The organism is Paraburkholderia translucens (assembly GCF_020881035.1).
Lineage (GTDB): Bacteria > Pseudomonadota > Gammaproteobacteria > Burkholderiales > Burkholderiaceae > Paraburkholderia > Paraburkholderia translucens.
Genome location: NZ_JAJITC010000005.1, coordinates 1 through 21,506, shown reverse-complemented (window position 1 = coordinate 21,506; position 21,506 = coordinate 1). Strand labels below are relative to the sequence as shown.

At 62.4% G+C, this 21,506-nt stretch carries 19 protein-coding genes and 2 pseudogenes; 16 read left to right on the top strand and 5 right to left on the bottom strand.

Annotated elements, in window-relative coordinates; translation table 11 throughout:
- Positions 1-87 precede the first annotated feature (87 nt).
- Together groL and LJ655_RS10220 are read right to left on the bottom strand one after the other, a co-directional pair.
- A complete protein-coding gene (gene groL / locus LJ655_RS10225) occupies positions 88-1,728 on the bottom strand; it encodes a chaperonin GroEL (protein ID WP_230561128.1) in 1,641 nt (546 codons plus the stop codon).
- A 26-nt stretch (positions 1,729-1,754) separates the two neighbouring features.
- Complete coding sequence (locus tag LJ655_RS10220; protein WP_230561127.1) at positions 1,755-2,045, bottom strand: co-chaperone GroES; 291 nt, start codon at positions 2,043-2,045, stop codon at positions 1,755-1,757.
- 277 nt (positions 2,046-2,322) lie between these two features.
- Here LJ655_RS10220 and LJ655_RS10215 point away from each other — a divergent pair, with 277 nt between their 5' ends.
- Positions 2,323-3,777, top strand: a complete 1,455-nt coding sequence (locus LJ655_RS10215; protein WP_230561126.1) for an NAD(P)-binding domain-containing protein — start codon at positions 2,323-2,325, stop codon at positions 3,775-3,777.
- Between the two features lie 208 nt (positions 3,778-3,985).
- Here LJ655_RS10215 and tssE read toward each other — a convergent pair whose 3' ends face one another.
- The 3 genes and pseudogenes from tssE to LJ655_RS10195 all read right to left on the bottom strand — a co-directional run bounded on the left by tssE (position 3,986) and on the right by LJ655_RS10195 (position 7,658).
- Complete coding sequence (gene tssE / locus LJ655_RS10210) at positions 3,986-4,417, bottom strand: type VI secretion system baseplate subunit TssE (RefSeq protein ID WP_230561125.1); 432 nt, start codon at positions 4,415-4,417, stop codon at positions 3,986-3,988.
- Between the two features lie 11 nt (positions 4,418-4,428).
- Positions 4,429-4,857: pseudogene (locus LJ655_RS10205) on the bottom strand (type VI secretion system ATPase TssH); the annotation flags it as partial.
- A 341-nt stretch (positions 4,858-5,198) separates the two neighbouring features.
- On the bottom strand, positions 5,199-7,658 hold the full coding sequence (locus tag LJ655_RS10195; RefSeq protein WP_230561124.1) for a glycoside hydrolase family 15 protein: 2,460 nt from the start codon (positions 7,656-7,658) through the stop codon (positions 5,199-5,201).
- 195 nt (positions 7,659-7,853) lie between these two features.
- On the opposite strand from LJ655_RS10195, the gene LJ655_RS10190 reads away from it, so the two are divergent.
- The 15 genes and pseudogenes from LJ655_RS10190 to LJ655_RS10120 all read left to right on the top strand — a co-directional run bounded on the left by LJ655_RS10190 (position 7,854) and on the right by LJ655_RS10120 (position 21,372).
- The gene (locus LJ655_RS10190) at positions 7,854-8,864 is read left to right on the top strand and encodes an NAD(P)/FAD-dependent oxidoreductase (RefSeq protein WP_230561123.1); all 1,011 of its coding nucleotides are present in this window, start codon (positions 7,854-7,856) and stop codon (positions 8,862-8,864) included.
- A 136-nt stretch (positions 8,865-9,000) separates the two neighbouring features.
- Complete coding sequence (gene nthA / locus LJ655_RS10185) at positions 9,001-9,669, top strand: nitrile hydratase subunit alpha (protein ID WP_230561122.1); 669 nt, start codon at positions 9,001-9,003, stop codon at positions 9,667-9,669.
- Positions 9,666-10,337 carry a nitrile hydratase subunit beta gene (gene nthB, locus LJ655_RS10180; protein WP_230561121.1) on the top strand — a complete coding sequence of 224 codons (672 nt, stop codon included), beginning with the start codon at positions 9,666-9,668 and terminating at the stop codon, positions 10,335-10,337. Before nthA ends, nthB begins: the two co-directional genes overlap by 4 nt.
- A 1-nt stretch (position 10,338) precedes the next feature.
- Positions 10,339-10,707, top strand: coding sequence for a nitrile hydratase accessory protein (locus LJ655_RS10175; protein WP_230561120.1), 369 nt, complete (start codon positions 10,339-10,341; stop codon positions 10,705-10,707).
- A 420-nt stretch (positions 10,708-11,127) separates the two neighbouring features.
- Positions 11,128-11,235 carry a hypothetical protein gene (locus LJ655_RS10170; protein WP_230561516.1) on the top strand — a complete coding sequence of 36 codons (108 nt, stop codon included), beginning with the start codon at positions 11,128-11,130 and terminating at the stop codon, positions 11,233-11,235.
- Between the two features lie 822 nt (positions 11,236-12,057).
- Positions 12,058-12,330, top strand: a pseudogene (locus tag LJ655_RS30340) (IS5/IS1182 family transposase); the annotation flags it as partial.
- Between the two features lie 440 nt (positions 12,331-12,770).
- A complete protein-coding gene (locus LJ655_RS10160; RefSeq protein WP_230561118.1) occupies positions 12,771-13,610 on the top strand; it encodes a MetQ/NlpA family ABC transporter substrate-binding protein in 840 nt (279 codons plus the stop codon).
- A gap of 45 nt (positions 13,611-13,655) precedes the next feature.
- A complete protein-coding gene (locus LJ655_RS10155; protein ID WP_230561117.1) occupies positions 13,656-14,825 on the top strand; it encodes a methionine ABC transporter ATP-binding protein in 1,170 nt (389 codons plus the stop codon).
- Positions 14,818-15,474, top strand: a complete 657-nt coding sequence (locus tag LJ655_RS10150; protein ID WP_230561116.1) for a methionine ABC transporter permease — start codon at positions 14,818-14,820, stop codon at positions 15,472-15,474. The genes LJ655_RS10155 and LJ655_RS10150 overlap by 8 nt, the downstream gene beginning before the upstream one ends.
- A 183-nt stretch (positions 15,475-15,657) precedes the next feature.
- Positions 15,658-16,590 carry a TauD/TfdA dioxygenase family protein gene (locus LJ655_RS10145; RefSeq protein ID WP_230561115.1) on the top strand — a complete coding sequence of 311 codons (933 nt, stop codon included), beginning with the start codon at positions 15,658-15,660 and terminating at the stop codon, positions 16,588-16,590.
- A 54-nt stretch (positions 16,591-16,644) separates the two neighbouring features.
- Positions 16,645-17,688 carry an ABC transporter substrate-binding protein gene (locus tag LJ655_RS10140; protein WP_230561114.1) on the top strand — a complete coding sequence of 348 codons (1,044 nt, stop codon included), beginning with the start codon at positions 16,645-16,647 and terminating at the stop codon, positions 17,686-17,688.
- Positions 17,689-17,716: 28 nt separating this feature from the next.
- Positions 17,717-18,517: an ABC transporter ATP-binding protein gene (locus LJ655_RS10135; protein WP_230561113.1), complete on the top strand. Its 801-nt coding sequence runs from the start codon at positions 17,717-17,719 to the stop codon at positions 18,515-18,517.
- 26 nt (positions 18,518-18,543) lie between these two features.
- Entirely contained in the window at positions 18,544-19,365 is an 822-nt protein-coding gene (locus LJ655_RS10130) for an ABC transporter permease (RefSeq protein WP_230561112.1), read from the top strand.
- 43 nt (positions 19,366-19,408) lie between these two features.
- Positions 19,409-21,058 carry an FAD-dependent oxidoreductase gene (locus tag LJ655_RS10125; RefSeq protein ID WP_230561111.1) on the top strand — a complete coding sequence of 550 codons (1,650 nt, stop codon included), beginning with the start codon at positions 19,409-19,411 and terminating at the stop codon, positions 21,056-21,058.
- Entirely contained in the window at positions 21,055-21,372 is a 318-nt protein-coding gene (locus LJ655_RS10120) for a 4Fe-4S dicluster domain-containing protein (RefSeq protein ID WP_230561110.1), read from the top strand. Before LJ655_RS10125 ends, LJ655_RS10120 begins: the two co-directional genes overlap by 4 nt.
- Positions 21,373-21,506: the final 134 nt, after the last annotated feature.

Here is a 21,506-nt window from a genome sequence, read left to right as displayed (position 1 = left end):
ACTTTCTCACCTGTAGGCAAGCCTGCCAGAAAAAAGCCCCACGCCGCGACACGGCATGGGGCTTGGAAACATGGCAAAGCCGTTCGCTTAGAAATCGAAACCAGGACCGCCCGCGCCCGGTCCGCCGGGCACCGCAGGGGCTGGTGCGTCCTTCGGCGCCTCGTGAACGGTGGCGTCGGTCGTGAGCAGCAGGCCTGCCACCGAAGCCGCGTTCTGCAACGCGGTGCGCGTGACCTTGGTCGGATCGAGCACACCTGATTCCACCAGATCGCCGTATTGGCCGGTTGCCGCGTTGTAGCCAAAGTTGCCGCTGCCTTCCGACACCTTCGCGACGACTACGCTCGCCTCTTCACCCGCGTTCGAGACGATCTGGCGCAGCGGCTCCTCCAGCGCGCGCAGGACGATCTTGATGCCCGCGTCCTGGTCGGGCGTCGCACCCTTGAGTCCGGCGATCGCCTGTTTCACGCGAATCAGCGCCACGCCGCCGCCCGGCACGATACCTTCCTCGACGGCGGCACGCGTCGCATGCAGCGCGTCGTCGACGCGATCCTTCTTCTCCTTCACCTCGATCTCGGTCGCGCCGCCCACTTTGATCACCGCCACGCCGCCCGCGAGCTTCGCGACGCGCTCCTGCAGCTTCTCGCGGTCGTAGTCCGAGGTGGCTTCCTCGATTTGCGCGCGGATCTGTTTCACGCGCGCTTCGATGTTCTTCGTGTCGCCGGCGCCGTCGATGACGGTCGTGTTCTCCTTGCCCACCTCGATGCGCTTGGCCTGCCCAAGTTCCGCAAGCGTCGCCTTGTCGAGCGTGAGACCGGTTTCCTCGGAGATGACCTGGCCGCCCGTCAGGATCGCGATGTCCTCGAGCAGGGCCTTGCGACGATCGCCGAAGCCCGGCGCTTTCACGGCCACGGTCTTCAGAATGCCGCGGATGTTGTTGACGACGAGCGTCGCGAGCGCTTCGCCCTCGACGTCTTCAGCGATGATCAGCAGTGGCCGTCCCGCCTTGGCGACCTGCTCGAGCACCGGCAGCAGATCGCGGATGTTCGACACTTTTTTGTCGTGCAGAAGGATGTACGGCTCCTCGAGCGCGGCGACCTGGCGGTCCTGGTTGTTGATGAAGTAGGGCGACAGATAGCCGCGATCGAACTGCAGCCCTTCGACCACGTCGAGTTCGTCGTCGAGCGACTTGCCGTCCTCGACGGTGATCACGCCTTCCTTGCCGACGCGATCGATCGCCTCGGCGATGCGCTGCCCGATCGACTCCTCGCCGTTCGCGGAGATCGTCGCGACCTGGGCGATTTCCTTGCTCGTCGTGGTCGGCTTGCTGATCTTCTTCAGCTCGTCGACGGCGGCATGCACCGCCTTGTCGATGCCGCGCTTCAGATCGAGCGGATTCAGGCCCGCCGCGACGTACTTGTTGCCTTCGCGGACGATCGCTTGCGCGAGCACGGTCGCGGTCGTGGTGCCGTCGCCGGCGAGATCGCTGGTCTTCGAAGCCACTTCCTTGACGAGCTGCGCGCCGATGTTCTGCAGCCTGTCGGCAAGCTCGACTTCCTTCGCGACCGACACGCCGTCCTTGGTCACGACCGGTGAGCCGAAGCTGCGTTCCAGCACGACGTTACGGCCCTTCGGACCGAGCGTGACCTTGACCGCGTTGGCAAGAATGTTGACGCCCTCGATGAGCTTGGTGCGGGCGTTGTCCGAGAATACGATGTCTTTTGCTGCCATGGGTTCGACTCCTTGAGCGTTCAGGTTCAGCGGTTCACGACCGCGACGATGTCTTCCTCGCGCAGAACGAGGAGCTCGTCGCCATCCACCTTGACGGCCTGCCCGGCGTATTTGCCGAACAGCACGCGTTCGCCGACCCTGACGTCGGGCTCGACGCGCTTGCCGTCGGCGTCACGCCGGCCGGGGCCAACGGCCAAAATCTCACCCTGATCCGGCTTTTCAGCGGCGCTCTCGGGAATCACGATGCCCGACGCGGTGCGCGTTTCCTGGTCCAGCCGTTTGACGATCACGCGATCGTGCAAGGGACGCAAACTCATTTGCTTTTTCCTCCAACGTTTTTTGACCTGGCACTCCGCGGTTGGGAGTGCTACCGGAAGCCGAGTATAAAAAGCAGCGACGGCCGACCCAAATAAGCGTTTTGCACATCGATAGCGCGATGGGAGAAATGCGCTAATCGCGTTCGAGCGGGCATTGCTGCGGGCGCGCGCCCCAAGCGCGCCGCAATGAAATTGGAAAGCACGATTCATTCGTTTGCGACGAGCGTATTGCAGCCGATACTCGAACGCTCGACCCACTCCACCGGATGCCCAGTTCATGAGCCCATCATCCCAACTGCACGACCAGCACGCGCGCGAGACGTTGCGTCTCATCGGCCCCGACCCGGAAGACTGGGTCGTCGCGCGGCCGGGCATCGACCACAATGTATTGATCGTCGGTGGCGGTCAGACGGGCGCGGCTTTCGCGTTCGCGTTGCGGCGCGCGGGCATCGGCAGAGTTGATGTGATCGACGCCGCGCCCGATGCAACGCGCGCGGGCGTGTGGACCACGTACGCGCGAATGAACCGTCTGCGCACGCCGAAGACCCTTCCCGGTCCGGAAGCGGGACTGCCCGCGCTGAGCTTCCAGGCCTGGCACGAGGCGCGCCACGGCGAGGCGTCGTATGCGGACATCGAGCGCATCGGGCGCGGCCAATGGGCCGAGTATCTCGCGTGGTATCGGCAGTTTCTCGGTATAGCGGTGCGCTATGGCACGACACTCACGTTGATCGAACCCACGGATGCGCATTTCCGCCTGCATCTGACGGTTCGCAGCGAGCGCGGCCTCGAAACGCGCGTGGAAACCGCGCGCAAGATCATTCTCGGCAACGGCGTCGTGGGCAACGGCAGGCCCAATATCTTGCCGCCGCTCGCGGGGCTGCCGCCGAGCCATCTCGCGCATACGTCGGATGCCATCGACTTTGCCGCGCTAGCCGGCAAATCCGTCGCGGTGATCGGCGGTGCGGCTTCGGCGTTCGACGCCGCGGCCACTGCGCTCGAAGCCGGCGCGCGCGACGTGCATCTGTTCGTGCGGCGTGCCCGCTTGCCCGCGGTGCCGGTGAGTCGGGCGCGAGCCTATCCGGGCGCCTACGACAACTTTCCCGCGCTGCCCGATGCGCTGCGCTGGCGCCAGGCGCTGCGCTTTCGGCGCGCCGGCTCGACTGCGCCCGCCGACGCCGTGCAGCGCGTGACGCGCTTCGCAAATTTTCATCTGCATCTGGGTGCGCCGTGGCATGAAGCCGCTGTCGTGGATCAGCGCGTGCAAGCTCGCGCAGCCGATGGCGACTTCGAATTCGATTTCGTGATCGCGGGGACGGGCTACGCGGTCGATCTGCATGCGCGGCCCGAACTCGCGCGCATCGCCGATCATGTGCTGCTCTGGCGCGATCGATATCAACCCGCGCCCGAGGAGCGCGACGATGCGCTTGGCGCGCATCCCTATCTCGGCGATGCCCTCGAATATCTGGAAAAGCAGCCGGGCGCCGCGCCGTTTCTGAAAAACATCCATGTGTTCAATCCGGCGGGATTCGTGAGCCGCGGCGTGCCGGTGGGCGACGTGCCATGCATGAAACGCGATATCCCGGCGGTGGTTCGGCGCATCAGTCAGGATCTGTTTCTCGAAGATCTCGATGCGCACGAGGCGCGCATGAGCGCCGATGTGCCGGCGGACTTCGACGCGTCGCTGTACGAGCCGCATGTGTATCGGGAGCGGGATGTGGAAGCGACGGAATGAATGGCGGCAAGGCCGAACATCGCGCCCTTCGCGATCTGCATGCCGCCCGGGCGCAGGCAAAGCGCGGCATGCAACGGTACGTCGCGCCCGACAGGCGGCATCGGCATATACCACGGATCGCGCAGATCGGTCGCGGCGAGCGCAAGCAGATGGGGGTACGTACCATCGCTCACGATATGCAACCGCCCTTGAGAACAACGGCCGGAACCTACCGGTCGCGGTCCGGATTGACCAGCCGCTCGACGCGCATGCGTCCAGGAGGATCGAAGTATGTACCGAATCGCACCAGTCCCGCCTTTTTCAGGCGGCAGACCATCGTAAAGCTCACGAGCAGTCCCGGGTCCGGCTTGTCATCGATTTCGATCTCGACCGAACGCAGCCGCGGCTCGAACTTGCGCAGCGTGGTCTCCATCTGGTTGCGCAGATCGTGCACCGAAGCGGGCAGGTTCCGGTAGACATCCGTGAGATCGGGCAACCCGTAGTCGGGAACGTGCTTGACCGCCCCGCAACGGGTGTTGAGGATGCGCCGGATGTTCGCCAGAACGCTCAGGATTTCCAGCGTCCTGTCGTCGTGCCCGTCGAGCGGTTCGCCGTCGATGTGGCCAAGCAGCATGTCGTACAGGGAAGGGCCAGTTGGCATCGCGTTGAACCTCAGATTGCCGTATCGGCGAGTGTCGCCGGCGTGTGGCCGTGATAGACGACCGACGCATCGCGGTCATTATCGACGCGATCCACGAAGTCGATCATCAGGTTGCCTTCGGTTGTACTGGACAGCGCGATCGTCGCCGGCGCCTCACCCCTGGCCATTCGGGCGAGCAGTTCACGCGACACCGCGGGCAGAACGCGCTGGTTCAGGAATGCATCCACGTTGCGGGCACCGGATTCGCGTGCGAGGCAGAGTTCGGCCAGCGAGCCGACCAGCGTTTCGTCGCAGGTCAATTCGACATCGTGCTGCCGCTTCAGACGCTGTGCGACCTTCGCGAGTTTCAGGCGCACGATCGCGGCGAGCGCCGACGCGTCGAGGGGCCGGTAGACCAGCGTCTGAAAGCGTGCGAGCAGCGCTGGCTGGAAGTGCGACAGCTGGAAATACGTAATCGGGAAACAGAAGCTCGACACCGAGAAGCCGTTAAAGCTCGAACTGGTCGACCAGCTGCTCATCGTATCCGGCGGCACGCCGCAGAACACCTCACGATGACGCGGGCACCCTAAGTGGAGCAGGCACATGAATGCAGTGGACAGGACAGCATGGCTGTAGGGATCTTCACATCTGGAGCAGGAATCATTATGGAAAGCGTGACGCTGGTCAGCATCGATGTGGGATAGACCAAACTTCACTTGCGTGAGCGTTCACGGCTTGTCCTGCCGTTTCAAATTGCGTTGCGCCGGTCCCGGCAGCTGTTCGCTGAGTGATACGTGTTCGCTCAGAGGTGGAGGGCGATGGAGAAGTTGGCGCCCTGCCATGTTTGGCTTGCAGTCCAGAAGAAGGTGAATGTAAGAGATGACCCCGCCTGGGCTGCTTGCGTGGGCAGGTCCACGTAGTAAATGGCGAGCGCGGTGGCGGCGGCCGTCGTGTCCTGCCATGTGTTCCAGTTATCGATCGACCAGCGCAAACGGAAAGGCGCGTCCAGAGGAATTCGAACCGTCTTTCCCGCCGCCATGGAGGGCAACCGGCGATCGAAGTTCCAGACCTCGAGCGTGCTCTTAGCGCGTGGAGCCCCGCCCGCCGCCGGCTGGTAGCGGTTAGCGACTACATCGAGCCGGTCGAAGACACGATTATCCGAAACGGATCGGACAAGCTTGATATATTCGGCGTGCGCCCATGCCAGGGGCACGGCAGAGCCGGTTGCGCCTCCGGTGACCAACGGCGTGTTCGGCAGATCGGACAGGTCCCACACCTGCTCCGGAAGTAAACCGCGCGAGCCAGCGAACGCCTCAAGATACTGAATGTAGGGTTTGGGGTCGTTGCCAGCTGCCAGTTCGTAATGCCCGCGTTCGCCGGTCAGCAACGGCCAGGGGCGGCCGACTCCGAAGGAGCAGCCAACGTACCAGTCCTGACCAAGATCCCCCTGACCATAACCGTCGTGGTTATACCGGTAGAAACCAGGCCCCTGCGGCAGGCCTTTCCTGATGATCGCATCGATAACCTTGACGGAATTGACGATGATAGGATCGTCGGCGCCGCGCACGCCATATCGCACCAGTTCCAGAAAGCCCGCGTCCACCACGTCTCGTGCGTTGTACGTCTGATTCCACAGGGTCACCTGGACAACGTTGGGATCTTCCGGGAGATCAAAGTCGCTTGCGCCGCCCTTGACGTGCGTCGGCAAAATGCGGACGTAGTGTTGCGAAACGCCGGGCAGTAGTGTCCCTTGTGTGGTGACGCACCATGCCTCGAGATGCGCCTCGAGGAAGTCAGCGTATTCGAGCAGAAATCGAGCCGTAGCCGGGTCCGCCCATTTATCGGCGGCGCAAACCAGCGCCGCTATGTTCGATGCGAGAGTCGATGGAGAATAACCTTCCAGTTCTTCCCATCGCTCCTGCTGGGTCATCGGGCCATGTATGATCAGCGCCCGGACGGCAGCCCGCACCATCCCCGTCGGATCGAACTGATTGAGCAAACCGGCCTCACTCAGGTGATAGGCGAGGATGATAGGAAACGAATATTCATCAAGCTGCGAGAAGTCCCCTGGCCACGGCTCTCCGTCGATGAAGAACTTCTGGTGGAAACTGCCATCCGCCGACTGCGAAGATGCCAGAAACATCAGCCCTCGCAACGGCGCATCTTCTTCGCCCGCGGCAAGCAGCGCGATTGCGCTCTGGCACATATCGCGCGGCCAAACCATGTGATAGCCGCAAGCCAGGTCCGTGATCGTCTGCCCCCAGGGAATGCTTAACGAGGCCACTAGCGCACCGTCAGCCGACTTGTCTTCATGTGAGAGCAGGATGTTCCGACTTCTATTAAAAAGCGAATCACCGTCGCCGGTGGTCCCTGGCTTCGGCACGAATGGCGCGGGAACTGCTGCATTCCAGCCTTGGTTAAATGCCTGCAGATGGCTGTAAGTGCCAGCGGGTCCGTCAAACGGATACGCTAGCGCCTCGGAGATGGCGGTCAGCGCGTTGTTGGGGGAGGTCTGCGTTATCGGGGTTGCTTCATCGATGCAGAAGCCCAGAGCCAGTACAAATTCATTTTGCCCGGGTGCGCGTTTGATTTCCGCGGTCAAAGCAACGTATCCACCCTTGGCCGAATCGTAATTCCAGACCGGCAAACGTTTGTTGGCGATGATATCGGTCCAGCCGTCGTTGACACCCACGAATCCGCAACTGGTCATCCCGAAGCCGCAGTCCGCTCCTAGGGCCAGCCAATAATTTGCGCGCGTGGCCACCAACCTATCCCCATTCGGGGTGCTGACACGGTATGCAGTGTTTCCGGCACCGTAACCCGCGACATGGGGTGCCAGAAGGGCATAGACGTGTAGCTTATCGAGGAAAGGCTGGGCCCCCTGCAAAGTCGTGCGGACTAAAAGGCAGGACGCACCTGGTTCAGCGATTACGTCCTGCACGACCGTGTAGGGCTGTCCGATAGCGTGGGAAGTCAGCTGGAAGTACAGGCTAGGCGGCTGCGGAAATGTGCACTGGTATTTGAAATCCTTCGCGTCGTGAAAGAACGTCGACCCGTCGGTGACGATCAGCTGGAAGTCACGCACCTGCGGAGTGTCGACGTCTGGAAAGTAAATTTCGGTGAGGATGCCGCCTGCGGTCGTGTACCACACCTGGCTGGACAAGGAGTACGCGGTGCCGATGGCGTCCTTGTCTGCGCGGCTCCAATTGAGCGGATTTCCTGGTGCGCCGGGCGCCGGGTTGGATTGAAGCAAGTTTGCCATGGCGTTTCACCCCATTATTTCACTCCGTTATAGGGCGCAGAAATAGCGAGTGCGAGTTTCTTTGACTGGGGGCGACGTATGCATCGCTCGTGACGACGCATTGGCGAGACATGCAAGCCACGAGTACACGGGGCTTCGCCTATACTGAGTAGCGTTCGTACCGTGCTCGGGACTGGATTCGAGCGGGAGAACGACGTGAGCAACACCCAAACCTGCGACACCGGGCCGCCACTATCGGGCTCGCCGACGAATGGCCGCTTTGATGTTCTGGTCATAGGCGCGGGTCTCGCTGGGTGTACCGCCGCGCGGTTGTTCGCGCTGCACGACCTCCGCGTCGCGCTGATCGAACATCGTGCAGACATGACCGCGTTCAAGCAGTTATGTACACATTTCATCCAGGCCTCGGCCACGCCAACGCTTCGCCATCTGGGTCTTGACCGTCTGATTGAGGACGCTGGAGGAGTGCGCAATGGCCTCGATATCTGGACCCGCTACGGCTGGACCGGCGACGTCGCCCCGCTCGACGAGAACGGTGAGCCCGCCTTCGGGTACAACATTCAACGCCGAACACTCGATCCGATCCTGCGCCGACTGACGATGGACACGCCAGGCGTCACAACCCTGTTCGGCTGCGGTGTGCGTTCGCTGGTGAAACAGGACGGTATTGTCAGTGGTGTCGATCTCGGCGGGAGTCGCGCAGGCGTGGTCTCGGCGCCGCTGATTGTTGGTGCGGACGGGCGCAGCTCCCCGCTTGCGACGCTCGTCGGGATCAAACCTGCTTCGTCGGAGAATAGTCGTTTCGGTGCGTTCCGCGCATACCGCGGCGTGGCACTGAGGCGGGGAACCTGCTCGCAAATGTGGCTGCGAGGTCCGGAGACCGGCTACGTTTTTCCCAACGACAACGGCGTTACCGTGATTGCCTACATGGCGACCAAGGACAAGCTCGACGGCTTTCGCGCCAATCCGGATGAAGCACTCGAGCGAAGCATGGCTGGGTTTCCCGATGCCCCCGATCTGGCCTCCGCCGAGCCACTCGGTAGCGCGCTGCTCGTCAAGGACTACCTGAACTTTCGTGTCGTTCCTGCGAAAGCAGCTCAGCGCGAGCTGAAGCGTTCGGCGGCGCAGGGAGGACTCAGGCATCGGCTGATGTGCGTCGCGACGAGATCGAGCAGGCGTCGTGCACGCTTTCAAACAAGGTCGTCGTAGTCGCCTCCGTCCATCCGGGATCGGGCAGCAGCAACTCTCCATATTTCCCAAATGAGTGAATCTCCAGCCATCGAATTGTATTTGCGGCCGGCAGCGACCATACTCGTTCTGTCGGGCACTTTCCGGGCGAACTTCGATGAACAGTAACGATTCTCAAGGCAGCCATCCGGAGCATGCGCATGCCGACGCTCAAGACCACACCGGTAGTGCGCTCTCAGAAATGGATTTGCGTGTGCGAGCGCTGGAATCCCTGCTGGTAGAGAAGGGGTACGTCGATCCTCGTGCCCTGGATCTCCTGATCGAGACGTATGAGCACAAGGTCGGACCGCACAATGGCGCGCGCGTGATCGCGAAAGCATGGCGCGACCCGGCATACAGGCAATGGCTGCTCGACGACGCTACCGCAGCGATCGCTTCACTCGGCTACACCGGCAGGCAGGGCGAACACATGGTTGTGCTGGAGAATACGCCCGCCGTGCACAACATGGTGGTCTGCACACTGTGCTCGTGCTATCCCTGGCCGGTCCTCGGGCTTCCGCCCGTCTGGTACAAATCCGCGCCTTACCGATCTCGGGCGGTCATCGATCCGCGCGGCGTATTAAGGGAGTTCGGCTTCGAATTACCTGCCGAAACCGAATTTCGCGTCTGGGACTCCACCTCCGAAGTTCGCTATCTGGTCTTGCCCATGCAGCCTCCCGGCACCATCGATTTCTCCGAGGAAGCGCTCGCTGAACTGGTCACACGTGATTCGATGATCGGCACGGGTTTACCGAAGACGCCACACGCACAACGGGAGTCGCCATGAACGGTGCGCAAGACCTCGGCGGTATGCAGTCGTTCGGTCCGATACATCCGGAAATCGACAGTCTGGTCTTTCACGCGGACTGGGAGCGTCGCGTGCTGGCGATCACGCTGGCGATGGGCGCAGTCGGCAAGTGGAACATCGACATGTCTCGCGCCGCCAGGGAGAGTTTGCCGCCTGTGCGATACCTCGCCAGCAGCTACTATGAGATCTGGCTCGAAGGACTGCAAAAGCTGCTGCTGGAGACGGGGTTGGCGACGACGGAGGAAATTGCGAATGGCAAATCCGGGAGTGCGGCGGCGCCGGTCCCTCGCGTATTGATGGCTAGTGAGGTCGCCGCTTCGTTGCGCCGGGGCAACCCCGTCGATCGCCCGGTGGCCGCTGGAGCACGCTTCAAGATTGGCGACTGGGTGCGGACCCGTCTATTGAATCCATCCACGCATACTCGTCTGCCGCGCTATTGTCGCGGCAGACGAGGGCGCATTGTCACCGTGCACGGCGCGCACGTTTTTCCCGATGCCAACGCGATCGGGCTCGGCGAGCAACCACAATGGCTCTACACGGTGAGATTCGATGCATCTGAACTATGGGGCACGGATACGACCGCGGCATCGGTCTGCGTCGATTGCTGGGAACCGTACCTTGACTTCCCAATCGCCGTGCAGGCCTGACATGACCCAGGCCCGTCCGAACCTGCCCGAACTGCGAACTACGTTGCTGTCGTTACCTTGCGACGACGCAGGGCCCGTGTTCAATGCGCCTTGGGAAGCGCAGGCGTTTGCAGTGACACTGGCTCTCCATGAGCGCGGTGTGTTCACCTGGGCAGAATGGGCAAAATGTTTGAACCAGGCAATCTGCGATGCTCAGGCCGCTGGTGACAGAGATTCTGGCAACACATACTACTGCCACTGGCTGACGGCGCTGGAGCGCATCAGCACGATCAAGGGGCTGGTGACAGACGACATGCTCCGGCAGCGTCGGACCGCGTGGGACGTCGCAGCGCGCCGCACGCCGCATGGACAACCGATTGAGCTTGGATGACTGTCGGCTTTGCTCCAGGGAAGCTGCCGATCACGTGGTCCCTGTTCCACCGTACCTTGAGGGTCGATCCGCGTCACACGATCCGTCCGCGTATGCGGTGCGGCGTTCTTGCGATGCAAGCGTGCAATGCGATTATCGACCGGGCAATGTGAACATCAGATTTAATCGTGCCCGGCGCGTGACTTTCTGGCCAATTTGCATGGCCAACGGTTTTGTTCTCGGAAAAAGCCCCCGCTGTTGAGCGGCCAGTGGACCGGCGGAGTCATCCTTACGGCGTAATAACGGCGCTGCGGCTACGTCTAAATCTGCAGCGGTCCTTTGGAGTGGCCATCAAACTCCGTACTGGAGAACGAGCTGGTTGGCGCAACGAACGAAGGGTCGCCCGAAGGCGGTCCCCTGTCACCGTTGTTATCCAATCTGGTGCTCGACGAGCTCGCCCGGGAGCTTGAGCGGCGCGGTTTGCGCTTCGTGAGGTACGCGGACGATTGCAACGTCTACCTACGCAGCGAACGGCGGGCCAGCGTGTGATGGCGGTGGGATCAGCATCGAACAGTCAATGGAGCGGTCGAAACGCTACCTTTCCGGGTGGCGCAGCTGGCGCCACTTAGCGAGGAGCGAACGTCGGGGCGTAAAGGGTGCGCTCGAGTCAGAAAAAACAAAGCGCCGGACATTGCGTACCGGCGCCGTTTCAACAAGGACACATTCTCAGACGTGTCTAGGACTGTTCAAAAACAGTCTTCGGATGCTCGCTGGCCCTTAACCGAAGCCACGAGCGGCTTGCAGAGAGATTGGTCAGAGTCGGTAACTTTCAGCGGCAGCCCTCCAAGGAGAATTCCAGGCAAACACGTCTTTCAGGGAGAAGACGCACCGGGCGGCTTCCCGAGGTATTCAAAGCCGCTCAAGAACGACTCTAAACCTTTTCCCGGAGGAAGAAACCAGGCAGATTGTCACGCGGCACGTCGTCGTCATGTTGAACTTCGGCCGTGGGTTCGAGCCCTCTCCTGGGCGCCGGACGACGAACCGTTCGACGTCGTGTTTGAGCGGCCTGCCGCCCTTCGCGTCGTGACCGCGCCGCAATTGACCATCGAAGTTGAACGCGATGACCGCGCCGAACCAGTGGTCCGGAGGCGGCAGCTTCTCAGACCATGGCATCGGCCTGAGATTCAATTGTTACCGGTGAAGGAGCAGACCGTTGGGTCGATGAAAGGCCAATCGGCTTGTGATCGTTGTGGTTCGATCCTGGCGCACAACGACTCCCGGGCCATCGCGCTGCGAACGGTGTTTGGCAAGGTCAAAGTACCGAGCCCGAGGCTATGGATGTGTAACTGCACGGCACGGCAAAGCCAGGACAACAGCCGCGGCAACAACTTCACATCCAACAAGATTGCACAACGTCAGCCGCTGATTGAGCAACGCATTCAGCGTTATCTAAACGCACTGGAGACCGCCGATCGCACTCAACCAGCCGAAGTGGAAGCGAAGACTGAGCGGCTACGGGAGAAGATCGAGACGTTGCGTGAACTGATACGCGACCTGGATCGTGCAGTGGAGCTTCTGGATGATCTGCCGGAAAGGAAAATCTCGCTGACCGATCCCGACTCACGCTCGATGACCTCCCGAGCCAGCCCGGAACTGCGAAGACGCGGCCTCACAGGAGCTCGACCGGCCTGCCGTTCCACACGTTTCACACGGGCTCAGTCGACCTCGGTCTGTCGGCCGCAACGCGACGCAGGTTTCCGCGATAATCAGCCAGTTTTCCCGGGCTGATGGCCTCAGCGAGTATTCCATATCGCGTTTTACGATTTCGATTCGCCAATCGCTTCGTAGACCGTGTTTTCGGGCGCCCCTATCATAAGCCGACCTCAATTGGAGAGAGGCGATGATGCATCCTGCGAGCCATCCTGTTTCCCGCTGTCGGCGCTGAGCCAGCGCGGTAGCCGTCCACACGCGGCGCCCAGCGGCGCAGACAGCCTCCCGGAACATGGCGAGCCCATCGGGCGTGAATCGGCACGCCTGCGTCGGCGCGCTCTCCACCCCGACCATCCCATCGTGAGAATCCGAGCATGAGCCAGATCCTGTCCGCCATCCGGCGCGCTTACCACGCGCGAACCCGGGCGACCATCCGCGTCATCTTGCTGGCGTTCGCCGTGACCGCCACTTCGGCTTTTGCAGCCGACACCGAGACACTCAAGATCGGCACGGCGACCAGCCCGCAGATCGATGCATTGAAAATTGCGGCCCAGGAAGCGAAGCAGCAGGGGCTGGACGTCAAGATCATCGAATTCACGGACTGGAACACGCCGAACGCCGCACTCGCCAACAAGGACATCGACGTCAACTACTTCCAGCACATTCCTTTCCTCGAAAACGCGAAGAAGCAGGGCGGCTATAACTTCGTGGCGATTGCGCCCGGCACGATCATGAAAATCGGTTTGTATTCGAAAAAGGTCAAACGCTTTGAAGACCTGAAAGACGGCGCGACTGTCGCGATCGCGAACGACCCCGTCAACGGCGGACGTGGACTCTTGCTGCTGCAACGCGCCGGTCTCATCAAGCTGAAGCCGGGCGTCGATTACCGCGCGACCACGCTGGATATCATCGATAACCCGAAGCATCTGAAGATCGTTGCGCTCGAAGCCTCGCAACTGGCGCGCTCGCTCGACGACGTCGACCTTGCGCAGGGCTATCCGAGCTTCATCAAGCTCGCGGGTACGACGGACCCCAATAGCGCACTGCTGTTCGACGGCCTCGAAAACAAGAACTTTGCGATTCAATGGGTGGTGCGCCCGGAGAGCGTCAACGACCCGCGCATCCGCAAGTTCATTTCGATTTACCAGCATTCGCCCGCCGTGCGCGCGGCGCTCGACAAGGCGTTCGGCGACCTGTACGCGGTTGCCTGGTGATGGATGCGATGGCGTGAACGGGCCGCCTGACAAGGAATCGACGACATGACCCATCTGCTCGATGCAGCGCATTTCATCGAGGACGCTGCCGCGCTCGCCGTCCGCCGCGCGCCAGCGGAAGACACCGCGCCCGCTGTCGTGTTCGACGATGCAGGCAAGGTCTTCACCGGCGCACGTGGCGAGCCTGCCGTGGCGCTCGCGAACGTGCGATTGAATGTGCGCCGGGGCGAGATCTTCGGCATTATCGGACGCAGCGGCGCCGGCAAGTCGACCCTGCTGCGCCTGGTCAACGGACTCGAAAAGCCGACCTCGGGCGCGGTGCGCGTGAACGGCGTCAGCGTAGGCGAACTCGACGAACGAGGCCTTGTGACGCTGCGCCGGCGCATCGGCATGGTGTTCCAGCATTTCAACCTGTTGTCCGCGAAGACGGTGCACGGCAACATCGCGCTGCCGCTGAGGATCGCGGGCGTACCGAAAGCAGCGATCGAGAAGAAAGTGGCGGCGCTGCTCGAACTGGTCGGGCTATCGGCCAAGCGCGATGCCTATCCGGCGAGTTTATCGGGTGGCCAGAAGCAGCGTGTCGGCATTGCGCGCGCGCTGGTGCATGATCCCGACATTCTGCTGTGCGACGAAGCGACCTCGGCGCTCGATCCCGAAACGACGCAATCCATCCTCGCACTGCTGCGCGACATCAACCGGCGTCTCGGTCTCACGATCGTGCTCATCACGCACGAGATGGAGGTGATACGCGAAGTGTGCGATACCGTCGCCGTGATCGAGCAGGGTGCCGTGGTCGAAACCGGGCCTGTGTGGCGTGTATTCGGTGCGCCCCAGCACGATGCGACGCGCGCGCTGTTGCGCACCCTTGTGCACGATCTTCCGGACGATCTGGCCGCGCGTCTCAAACCCGCGCGCGACGATGCGTTGCCGCACGGCGCGACCGATGTTCTGCTCGATGTCCGCTACACGGGGGCCGATGGGCACGCTCCCGACCTCGCCGCGCTGAGTTCGGCGCTGGCACTCGATGGCGGCCGCGTGCGCCTCGTGCACGGCGGCATCGACCGGATTCAGGGGCACGCGCAAGGCCGCCTGGTGGTGGCCGCACAACTGTCGAACAGCGAGCGCGAACCCGGCGCACTGGCCAGCCGTGTTGCCGCATTGATCGAGCGCGCGCGGCGGCACGCGGATTACGTGGAGGTACTCGGCTATGTCTGAACTCTGGCTCTCGGAACTGACGGGCGCGATTCGCGACACCGTGCTGATGGTTGGCATTTCGGCGATCGTGGCGTTGTTCGTGGGTGTTCCGCTTGCCCTCGTGCTCGTTACCACGACGCGCGGTGGCATCTACGAACGGCGTGCGGTGAACTCGACCCTTGGCGCGCTGGTCAACGCGTTTCGCTCGACTCCATTCATCATTCTGCTCGTTGCGCTATTGCCGCTCACGCGTTTGCTGGTCGGCACGACGATCGGCGTGTGGGCCGCCATCGTGCCGCTCTCCATCGCGGCGATTCCGTTCTTCGCTCGCATTGCGGAAGTGAGTCTGCGCGAGGTGGATCGCGGCCTGATCGAAGCCGCGCAGGCGATGGGTGCGCAACGTCGTCACATCATCTGGCATGTGCTGTTGCCGGAAGCGTTGCCGGGCATTCTGGGCGGCTTCACGATCACGGTGGTCGCGATGATCGGCTCATCGGCCATGGCGGGCGCCGTCGGCGCGGGCGGCCTCGGCGATCTGGCGATCCGTTACGGCTACCAACGTTTCGACACGACGGTGATGGTGACGGTGATCATCTTGCTGATCGCGATCGTCACAGCCGTACAGTTTGCGGGCGACCGGCTGGTTCGCCGTCTCTTGCAACGCGCGTGAGCCACGCTGAGCCCTCACGAGCCAACTCACCACTATAGGAAATCCTGCGCGTCATCGTAAATGAGCTTTTCGACGAAGCTACGCACGCCGACACAGGACAGTGTGTGCAAATTCGTTCGTTGTCTGCAGAGAATCATTGATGTTCTCATGGCAGTCACTCGACAACCGACAACGGAGAACGTTATGAGCACTGCACTGGATCATCCGCAATCCCAGGCTGACGCGCATCAGGATCTGCACGTGCGCCGCTACAAGCCGCTGATCGGCGCAGTGATCGACAACGTGGATCTGTCACAACCGTTGAGCGAGTCGAACCGGCAAACGCTGCGTCAGGCGCTGGTCGATCACGGCGTGATCTTTTTTCGTGAACAGAGGCTCACGCCCGCGCAGCATGTGGCGCTGGCGCGTATCTTCGGCAATCCTATCCGCAAGAACATCTATCTGCCTGCCGTGGCGGGGTTTCCCGAGATCGAAGTCATCGCCCATAGCGGCAAGACGCGCTCGGCCGGCACGGACAACTGGCACGTCGATGTATCGTGGCAGCATCAGCCGCCCAAGGCGACCGTCCTCCACGCCCAGGAGATTCCCGATGGGGGCGGCGGCGATACGATCTGGGCCTCGTCGGTGGCAGTCTACGACTTGCTGGATCCCGATCTGGCAAGCTACTTCGAGAAGCTCACAGCCGTGAACACCTTCATCGCGTCGCCAAAGAAGAGCGCCTTGGCGGAACTGCTGAGTGGTTATGACGTGCCCGCGGGCACCCAGGAAGACAGCGTCGAAGCAGGGCTCGCGCGCGTGCGCGATGCGGCGCAGAAGTATCCGCCCATCGAAGTGCCCGTCATCAAGACCCATCCCGAGAACGGCCGCAAGCTGGTGTTCGTCAACGAGGGCCATACGAGCCATCTGCTCGGCGTCTCGAAGACGGCGAGCCAGAGTCTGCTCAACTATCTGTACGACCTGATCAAGACGCCCGAAGTGCAGGCGCGTTTCGAATGGCGCAAGGGCGATGTCGCGATCTGGGACAACCGGCAGGTGCAGCACTATGCGGCACGCGACTACGGTTCGGCGAGCCGGCGCATACATCGCATCACGCTGGAGCACGACGGCGTGTTCTGAAGCCGTTAGATCGCCCGAATCGTCCGCTCGCACTTTCACCACGGAACCTGTTCAATGAAGCGTCGTGTCTTTGATGCCGGACGCCGCCTGGCGGCGCTCATCGCTGCAAGCGTGATGACCGTTGTCGTGTCCGCAGTTGTCGCGTCCATTCCCGCGCGTGCGCAGACGCCCGAAAAGCTGGAGCTACGCTATCAGGGCTGGGCCAGCAAGGTGCTGTATCCGGAGCTGGCCGAAGATCTCGGCTACCTCGCGCCGATCAGGCTGAAGTGGGTTGGCAACACGACCAGTGGCCCGCAGGACATTCAGGCGGCTGTCACCGGCGATGTCGACTTCGGCGGCGCATTCAATGGCTCGATCGTGAAACTCGTGGCCGCGCATGCGCCTGTGAAAGCGGTGATCTCCTTCGTTGGAACGGACAAGGAGACCAACGGCGGCCTGTTCGTCTTGCAGGACAGCCCCATCAAAGGCGCGCGTGATCTGGTCGGGCGCAAGATCGGCGTGAATACGCCGGGTGCGTACGAGCAGTATTTGGTGACGGCGTATTTGCAAAAATCGGGCTTGTCCAAAGAGGAAATCGAGAAGGTCGTATTCGTCGCCGCACCGCCCGTGAATCTCGCGCAGTTGCTCAAGCAGAAGCAACTCGATGCCGTGTTCCTCGAAGACATCATCAAGGACAAGCTGCTTGCAGACGGCGGCGCAAGGCTCCTGACCACCGACTATCAGTTGCTCGGCTCGTTCGGCTATGCGAGCTACCTGTTCACCGACAAGTTCATCGCGCAGAACCCGAACACGGTGCGCAAGTTTGTCGACGGCACGGCACGGGCTATCGAGTGGGCGCGCAATACGCCGCGCGCCGAGGTCGTGGCGAGGCTCAAAAAGATCGTCGAGGCGCGCCATCGCAACGAGGACACCTCGATCGTCAACTACTGGAAGTCGGCAGGCGTGGGCGGCAAGGGCGGTCTGATCGCAGCTGAAGACTTCACCACCTACATCGACTGGTACGTCAACAACGGCGTGCTGAAACCGGGACAGGTGAAGCCGGGCGGCGTCTATTCGAACGAATTCAATCCGTTCAATCAGTCGGTGGCGAGCAAGTGAGCCATCGGTGCGTCAACCGGAGGGCGGTATGAGTGCGTCGATTAGCGTGCGTAACGTCGGCAAGAGTTTTCATCTGAACCGGCGCGGCCATTTCGTGGTGCTGGAAGCTGTGTCCTTCGATGTCGCGCCAGGCGAATTCGTCGCGCTGGTCGGACCGAGCGGATGCGGCAAGACAACCTTGCTCGATCTGATCGGCGGACTGACGAAGCCCGACCGCGGACAGATCCTGGTGGGCGGTCGGGAAATTGACGGACCCGGTCTCGATCGCGGCATCGTGTTCCAGCAATACGCGCTGTTTCCGTGGAAGACGGCGCTCGGCAACATCGAGTTCGGACTGGAGGCGAAGGGCGTCGATAAGCGCGAGCGCCGCGCAACGGCGCAGCGCTTTCTCGATCTGGTCGGGCTGGGCGCGTTCGCCGGTCATTACCCGCATCAGTTGTCGGGCGGCATGAAACAGCGTGTGGCGATTGCCCGCGCGCTGTCGTACGAGCCGGACGTGCTGCTGATGGACGAACCGTTCGCCGCACTCGACGCGCAAACGCGCGAAGCCTTGCAGGACGAATTGCTGCGCATCTGGCAACGCACGGGCACGACGGTGGTGTTCATCACCCATTCTATCGACGAAGCTATCTATCTCGGTCAACGGGTGCTCGTCATGGCGGCGGCGCCGGGGCGCATCACACACGCGCTGCCCGTGCACGTGCCACGCGACGATCTTTCGGAAGACGTGCGCTCGACGCCCGAATTCGTGCGCCTGCGTCACGAGATTTGGCAACTGATCCGCCAGCGCCGCAGCGGGCCGCATCTGCAGGTTGCACACGCGGCCTGAGCGCAATCTCGACAGGAGGAATCATCATGAGCACGTTGTCGGTCGAGTCGAAGCACGGCAGCGCGTGGCGTGCCATCCGCGAATACGTATTCACGGCGGTGCCTCGCGTGTTGCGTGGCAGTATCGCCATCGTCGCTTTCGTTGCGCTGTGGGAAGTGTTGCCGCGCGCCGGTTGGGTCGACGCGACGTTCCTGCCGCCGTTTTCGACGGTGCTGCGCGCATTGTTCGACATGGCCGTGTCGGGCGAGCTGGGTGGACATCTGCTTGCCAGCGCGGCGCGCGCGGCAGCCGGGTTCTCAATCGCCGTGGCAGTGGGCGTGCCACTGGGACTGTTTATCGGCTGGTATCGCACGCTTGCCGACGTGCTGAACCCATTGCTGGAACTCTTTCGCAACACCGCGCCGCTCGCGTTGCTGCCCGTGTTCGTGCTCGTGCTGGGGATGGGCGAGACGTCCAAGGTTTCCATGGTGATCTACTCGTGCATCTGGCCCGTGCTGCTCAATACCGTCACGGGCGTGCGCAATGTCGATCCGCTGCTGATCCGTTCCGCGCGCTCGATGGGGCTCAGGTCACTGCAACTGTTCGTCAAGGTCGTGCTGCCCGCTTCCGTGCCGTCCGTGTTCACGGGCATCCGCGTGGCGGGCGCGTATTCGATTCTCGTGCTGATCGCAGCGGAAATGGTAGGCGCGAAAGCAGGGCTGGGTTATCTCGTCAACTACTCGCAGTTCACCTTCGAAATCCCCAAGATGTACGCAGGCATCGTCACGCTGGCATTGCTGGGACTGGCGTTCAATCAGGCCGTGGTGGTGGCCGAGCGGCGTCTGACGGCGTGGAAGGGCGAAGGCTGATGAGCTGTTTTCCAATGGTGTTCTCCATCACACGGGTATACGGATGAGCGAAACAGCGGCAAGCAGGCGTCTCGATCGCGTGGCGGCAGCCGACGCGCAGACATGGCATGACGCAGACGTGCTGGTGATAGGCGGCGGCCCGGCAGGCACATGGGCGGCCATCAGCGCGGCAGCGAAGGGCGCGAAGGTCATCCTCGCGGACAAGGGCTTTTGCGGCACATCGGGCGCCACGGCGCCGTCGGGGACGGGTGTCTGGCACGTCGCGCCCGATGAAGCCGAGCGCTCGCGCGCCAAGGCGAGCCGCTATGCGCTCGGCGGCGAACTGGCCGAGCACGCATGGATGGACCGCGTACTCGAACAGACGTGGATCAACAGCGAGCAACTCGCGCAATGGGACTACCCGTTTCCCATCGATGAAACCGGCATGGAGCGGCGCAGTTCGCTGCAAGGACCGGAGTACATGCGGCTGATGCGCAAGCACGTCAAGCAGGCGGGCGTGCGCATTCTCGATCACAGTCCGGCGCTCGAACTGCTTGTCGACGAGCAGGGCGTCGTCGCGGGCGCGGCGGGCGTGCACCGGCAATCGGACGAGACATGGATCGTGAAGACGGGCAGCGTGGTCATCGCGACGGGTGGCTGCGCGTTCCTGAGCAATGCGCTCGGCTGCAACGTGCTGACGGGCGACGGCCAGTTGATGGCTGCGGAAGCGGGGGCATCGCTATCGGGCATGGAGTTTTCGAACGCCTACGGTCTCGGTCCAGCGTTCGCTTCGGTCACGAAATCGTTGTTTTACAACTGGGCCACATTCTATGACCGTGAAGGCTCGGTAATCGAAGGGGCGGGCTCCTCGCACGGCCGTGGTGTGATCGCGAAGACGCTGGAGACGCAGCCGGTCTATGCGTGCCTCGACCGCGCCGATGAAGCGATTCGCGCATGGATGCGCCGTGCGCAGCCGAATTTCTTTCTGCCGTTCGACCGGCGCGGCATCGATCCCTTCACGCAGCACTTTCCCGTCACGCTGCGGCTGGAAGGGACGGTGCGCGGCACGGGCGGTCTGCATCTGGTCGACGAGACCTGCGCGACCTCGGTGGAAGGCCTGTACGCGGCAGGCGACGCGGCGACCCGCGAACTGATCTGTGGCGGCTTCACGGGTGGCGGCAGCCACAACGCGGCGTGGGCGATGTCGTCGGGGTTCTGGGCGGGCGCGGGTGCCGCCGATCAAGCGCGTTCGTCGCGACACACGCGAGGCACACGCACGCTGCTTCACGCGGGGCGTGCCGCTTTGCGCGATGGCGGGGGCGCGTCGCCCGTCGATAGCGAGGCTGTCATCCGCGCGGTGCAGCAGGAGGTATTTCCGACCCAACGCAACTGGACCCGAAGCAGTGATCTGCTCGACGATTCGCTGAACCGTCTCGACGCGCTCTGGCTGCGTTTGCGTCAGGCGGGCGCACCACGCGATGTGCGGCAGAGCGTGCGCGCACGCGAAGCGGCTGCGATGCTCGCCACTGCGCGCTGGATGTACCGGAGCGCATTGCAGCGCAATGAAACACGCGGCATGCATCGGCGGCACGAATATGCTTCGGCCGATCCTGGTCAGCGTCACCGGCTGTTGAGCGGCGGCCTCGACGAGGTGTGGGTCGAACGTCTCAAGGTGAAAGGAGACGTGGCACAGGTCGAAGGAGTGGCGGCATGATCGAGATCGTCGATACGTCCCGCTGCACCGGCTGCAACATCTGCGTGCGCGCCTGTCCCACCAATGTGTTCGATGCCGAGCCCGAAGGCGCGCCAAAGATCGCGCGGCAGGAAGATTGTCAAACCTGCTTCATGTGCGAACTCTATTGCCCGGAAGATGCATTGTTCGTCGCGCCTGAGACGGCACGAAGCCTCGACCTCGCTGTCGATGCCACGTTGATGGGCAGCTATCGGCGTGCAGTCGGCTGGGGACGCGACAGGCGTTCGACCGCCAGCGACGACGCCAGCTTCGAACTACTCGGCCGCGTGCATTGATAGGTTTGTAGCAAGCCCATCGCTTAATCTGTTGATAAGCGTGTTTTGATTCTGCAAAATAGCCCCTGTTAGTCAATGACTTACAGGGGCTTCTTCATGTCGGGTCTTCCTGACGCACCTGAAATGTCGGGTGC

Coding starts and splice junctions, on each gene's coding strand:
- groL (WP_230561128.1), bottom strand. CDS start 1,728: ATGGCAGCAAAAGACATCGTATTCTCGGACAACGCCCGCACCAAGCTC.
- LJ655_RS10220 (WP_230561127.1), bottom strand. CDS start 2,045: ATGAGTTTGCGTCCCTTGCACGATCGCGTGATCGTCAAACGGCTGGAC.
- LJ655_RS10215 (WP_230561126.1), top strand. CDS start 2,323: ATGAGCCCATCATCCCAACTGCACGACCAGCACGCGCGCGAGACGTTG.
- tssE (WP_230561125.1), bottom strand. CDS start 4,417: ATGCCAACTGGCCCTTCCCTGTACGACATGCTGCTTGGCCACATCGAC.
- LJ655_RS10195 (WP_230561124.1), bottom strand. CDS start 7,658: ATGGCAAACTTGCTTCAATCCAACCCGGCGCCCGGCGCACCAGGAAAT.
- nthA (WP_230561122.1), top strand. CDS start 9,001: ATGAACAGTAACGATTCTCAAGGCAGCCATCCGGAGCATGCGCATGCC.
- nthB (WP_230561121.1), top strand. CDS start 9,666: ATGAACGGTGCGCAAGACCTCGGCGGTATGCAGTCGTTCGGTCCGATA.
- LJ655_RS10175 (WP_230561120.1), top strand. CDS start 10,339: ATGACCCAGGCCCGTCCGAACCTGCCCGAACTGCGAACTACGTTGCTG.
- LJ655_RS10160 (WP_230561118.1), top strand. CDS start 12,771: ATGAGCCAGATCCTGTCCGCCATCCGGCGCGCTTACCACGCGCGAACC.
- LJ655_RS10155 (WP_230561117.1), top strand. CDS start 13,656: ATGACCCATCTGCTCGATGCAGCGCATTTCATCGAGGACGCTGCCGCG.
- LJ655_RS10150 (WP_230561116.1), top strand. CDS start 14,818: ATGTCTGAACTCTGGCTCTCGGAACTGACGGGCGCGATTCGCGACACC.
- LJ655_RS10145 (WP_230561115.1), top strand. CDS start 15,658: ATGAGCACTGCACTGGATCATCCGCAATCCCAGGCTGACGCGCATCAG.
- LJ655_RS10140 (WP_230561114.1), top strand. CDS start 16,645: ATGAAGCGTCGTGTCTTTGATGCCGGACGCCGCCTGGCGGCGCTCATC.
- LJ655_RS10135 (WP_230561113.1), top strand. CDS start 17,717: ATGAGTGCGTCGATTAGCGTGCGTAACGTCGGCAAGAGTTTTCATCTG.
- LJ655_RS10130 (WP_230561112.1), top strand. CDS start 18,544: ATGAGCACGTTGTCGGTCGAGTCGAAGCACGGCAGCGCGTGGCGTGCC.
- LJ655_RS10125 (WP_230561111.1), top strand. CDS start 19,409: ATGAGCGAAACAGCGGCAAGCAGGCGTCTCGATCGCGTGGCGGCAGCC.
- LJ655_RS10120 (WP_230561110.1), top strand. CDS start 21,055: ATGATCGAGATCGTCGATACGTCCCGCTGCACCGGCTGCAACATCTGC.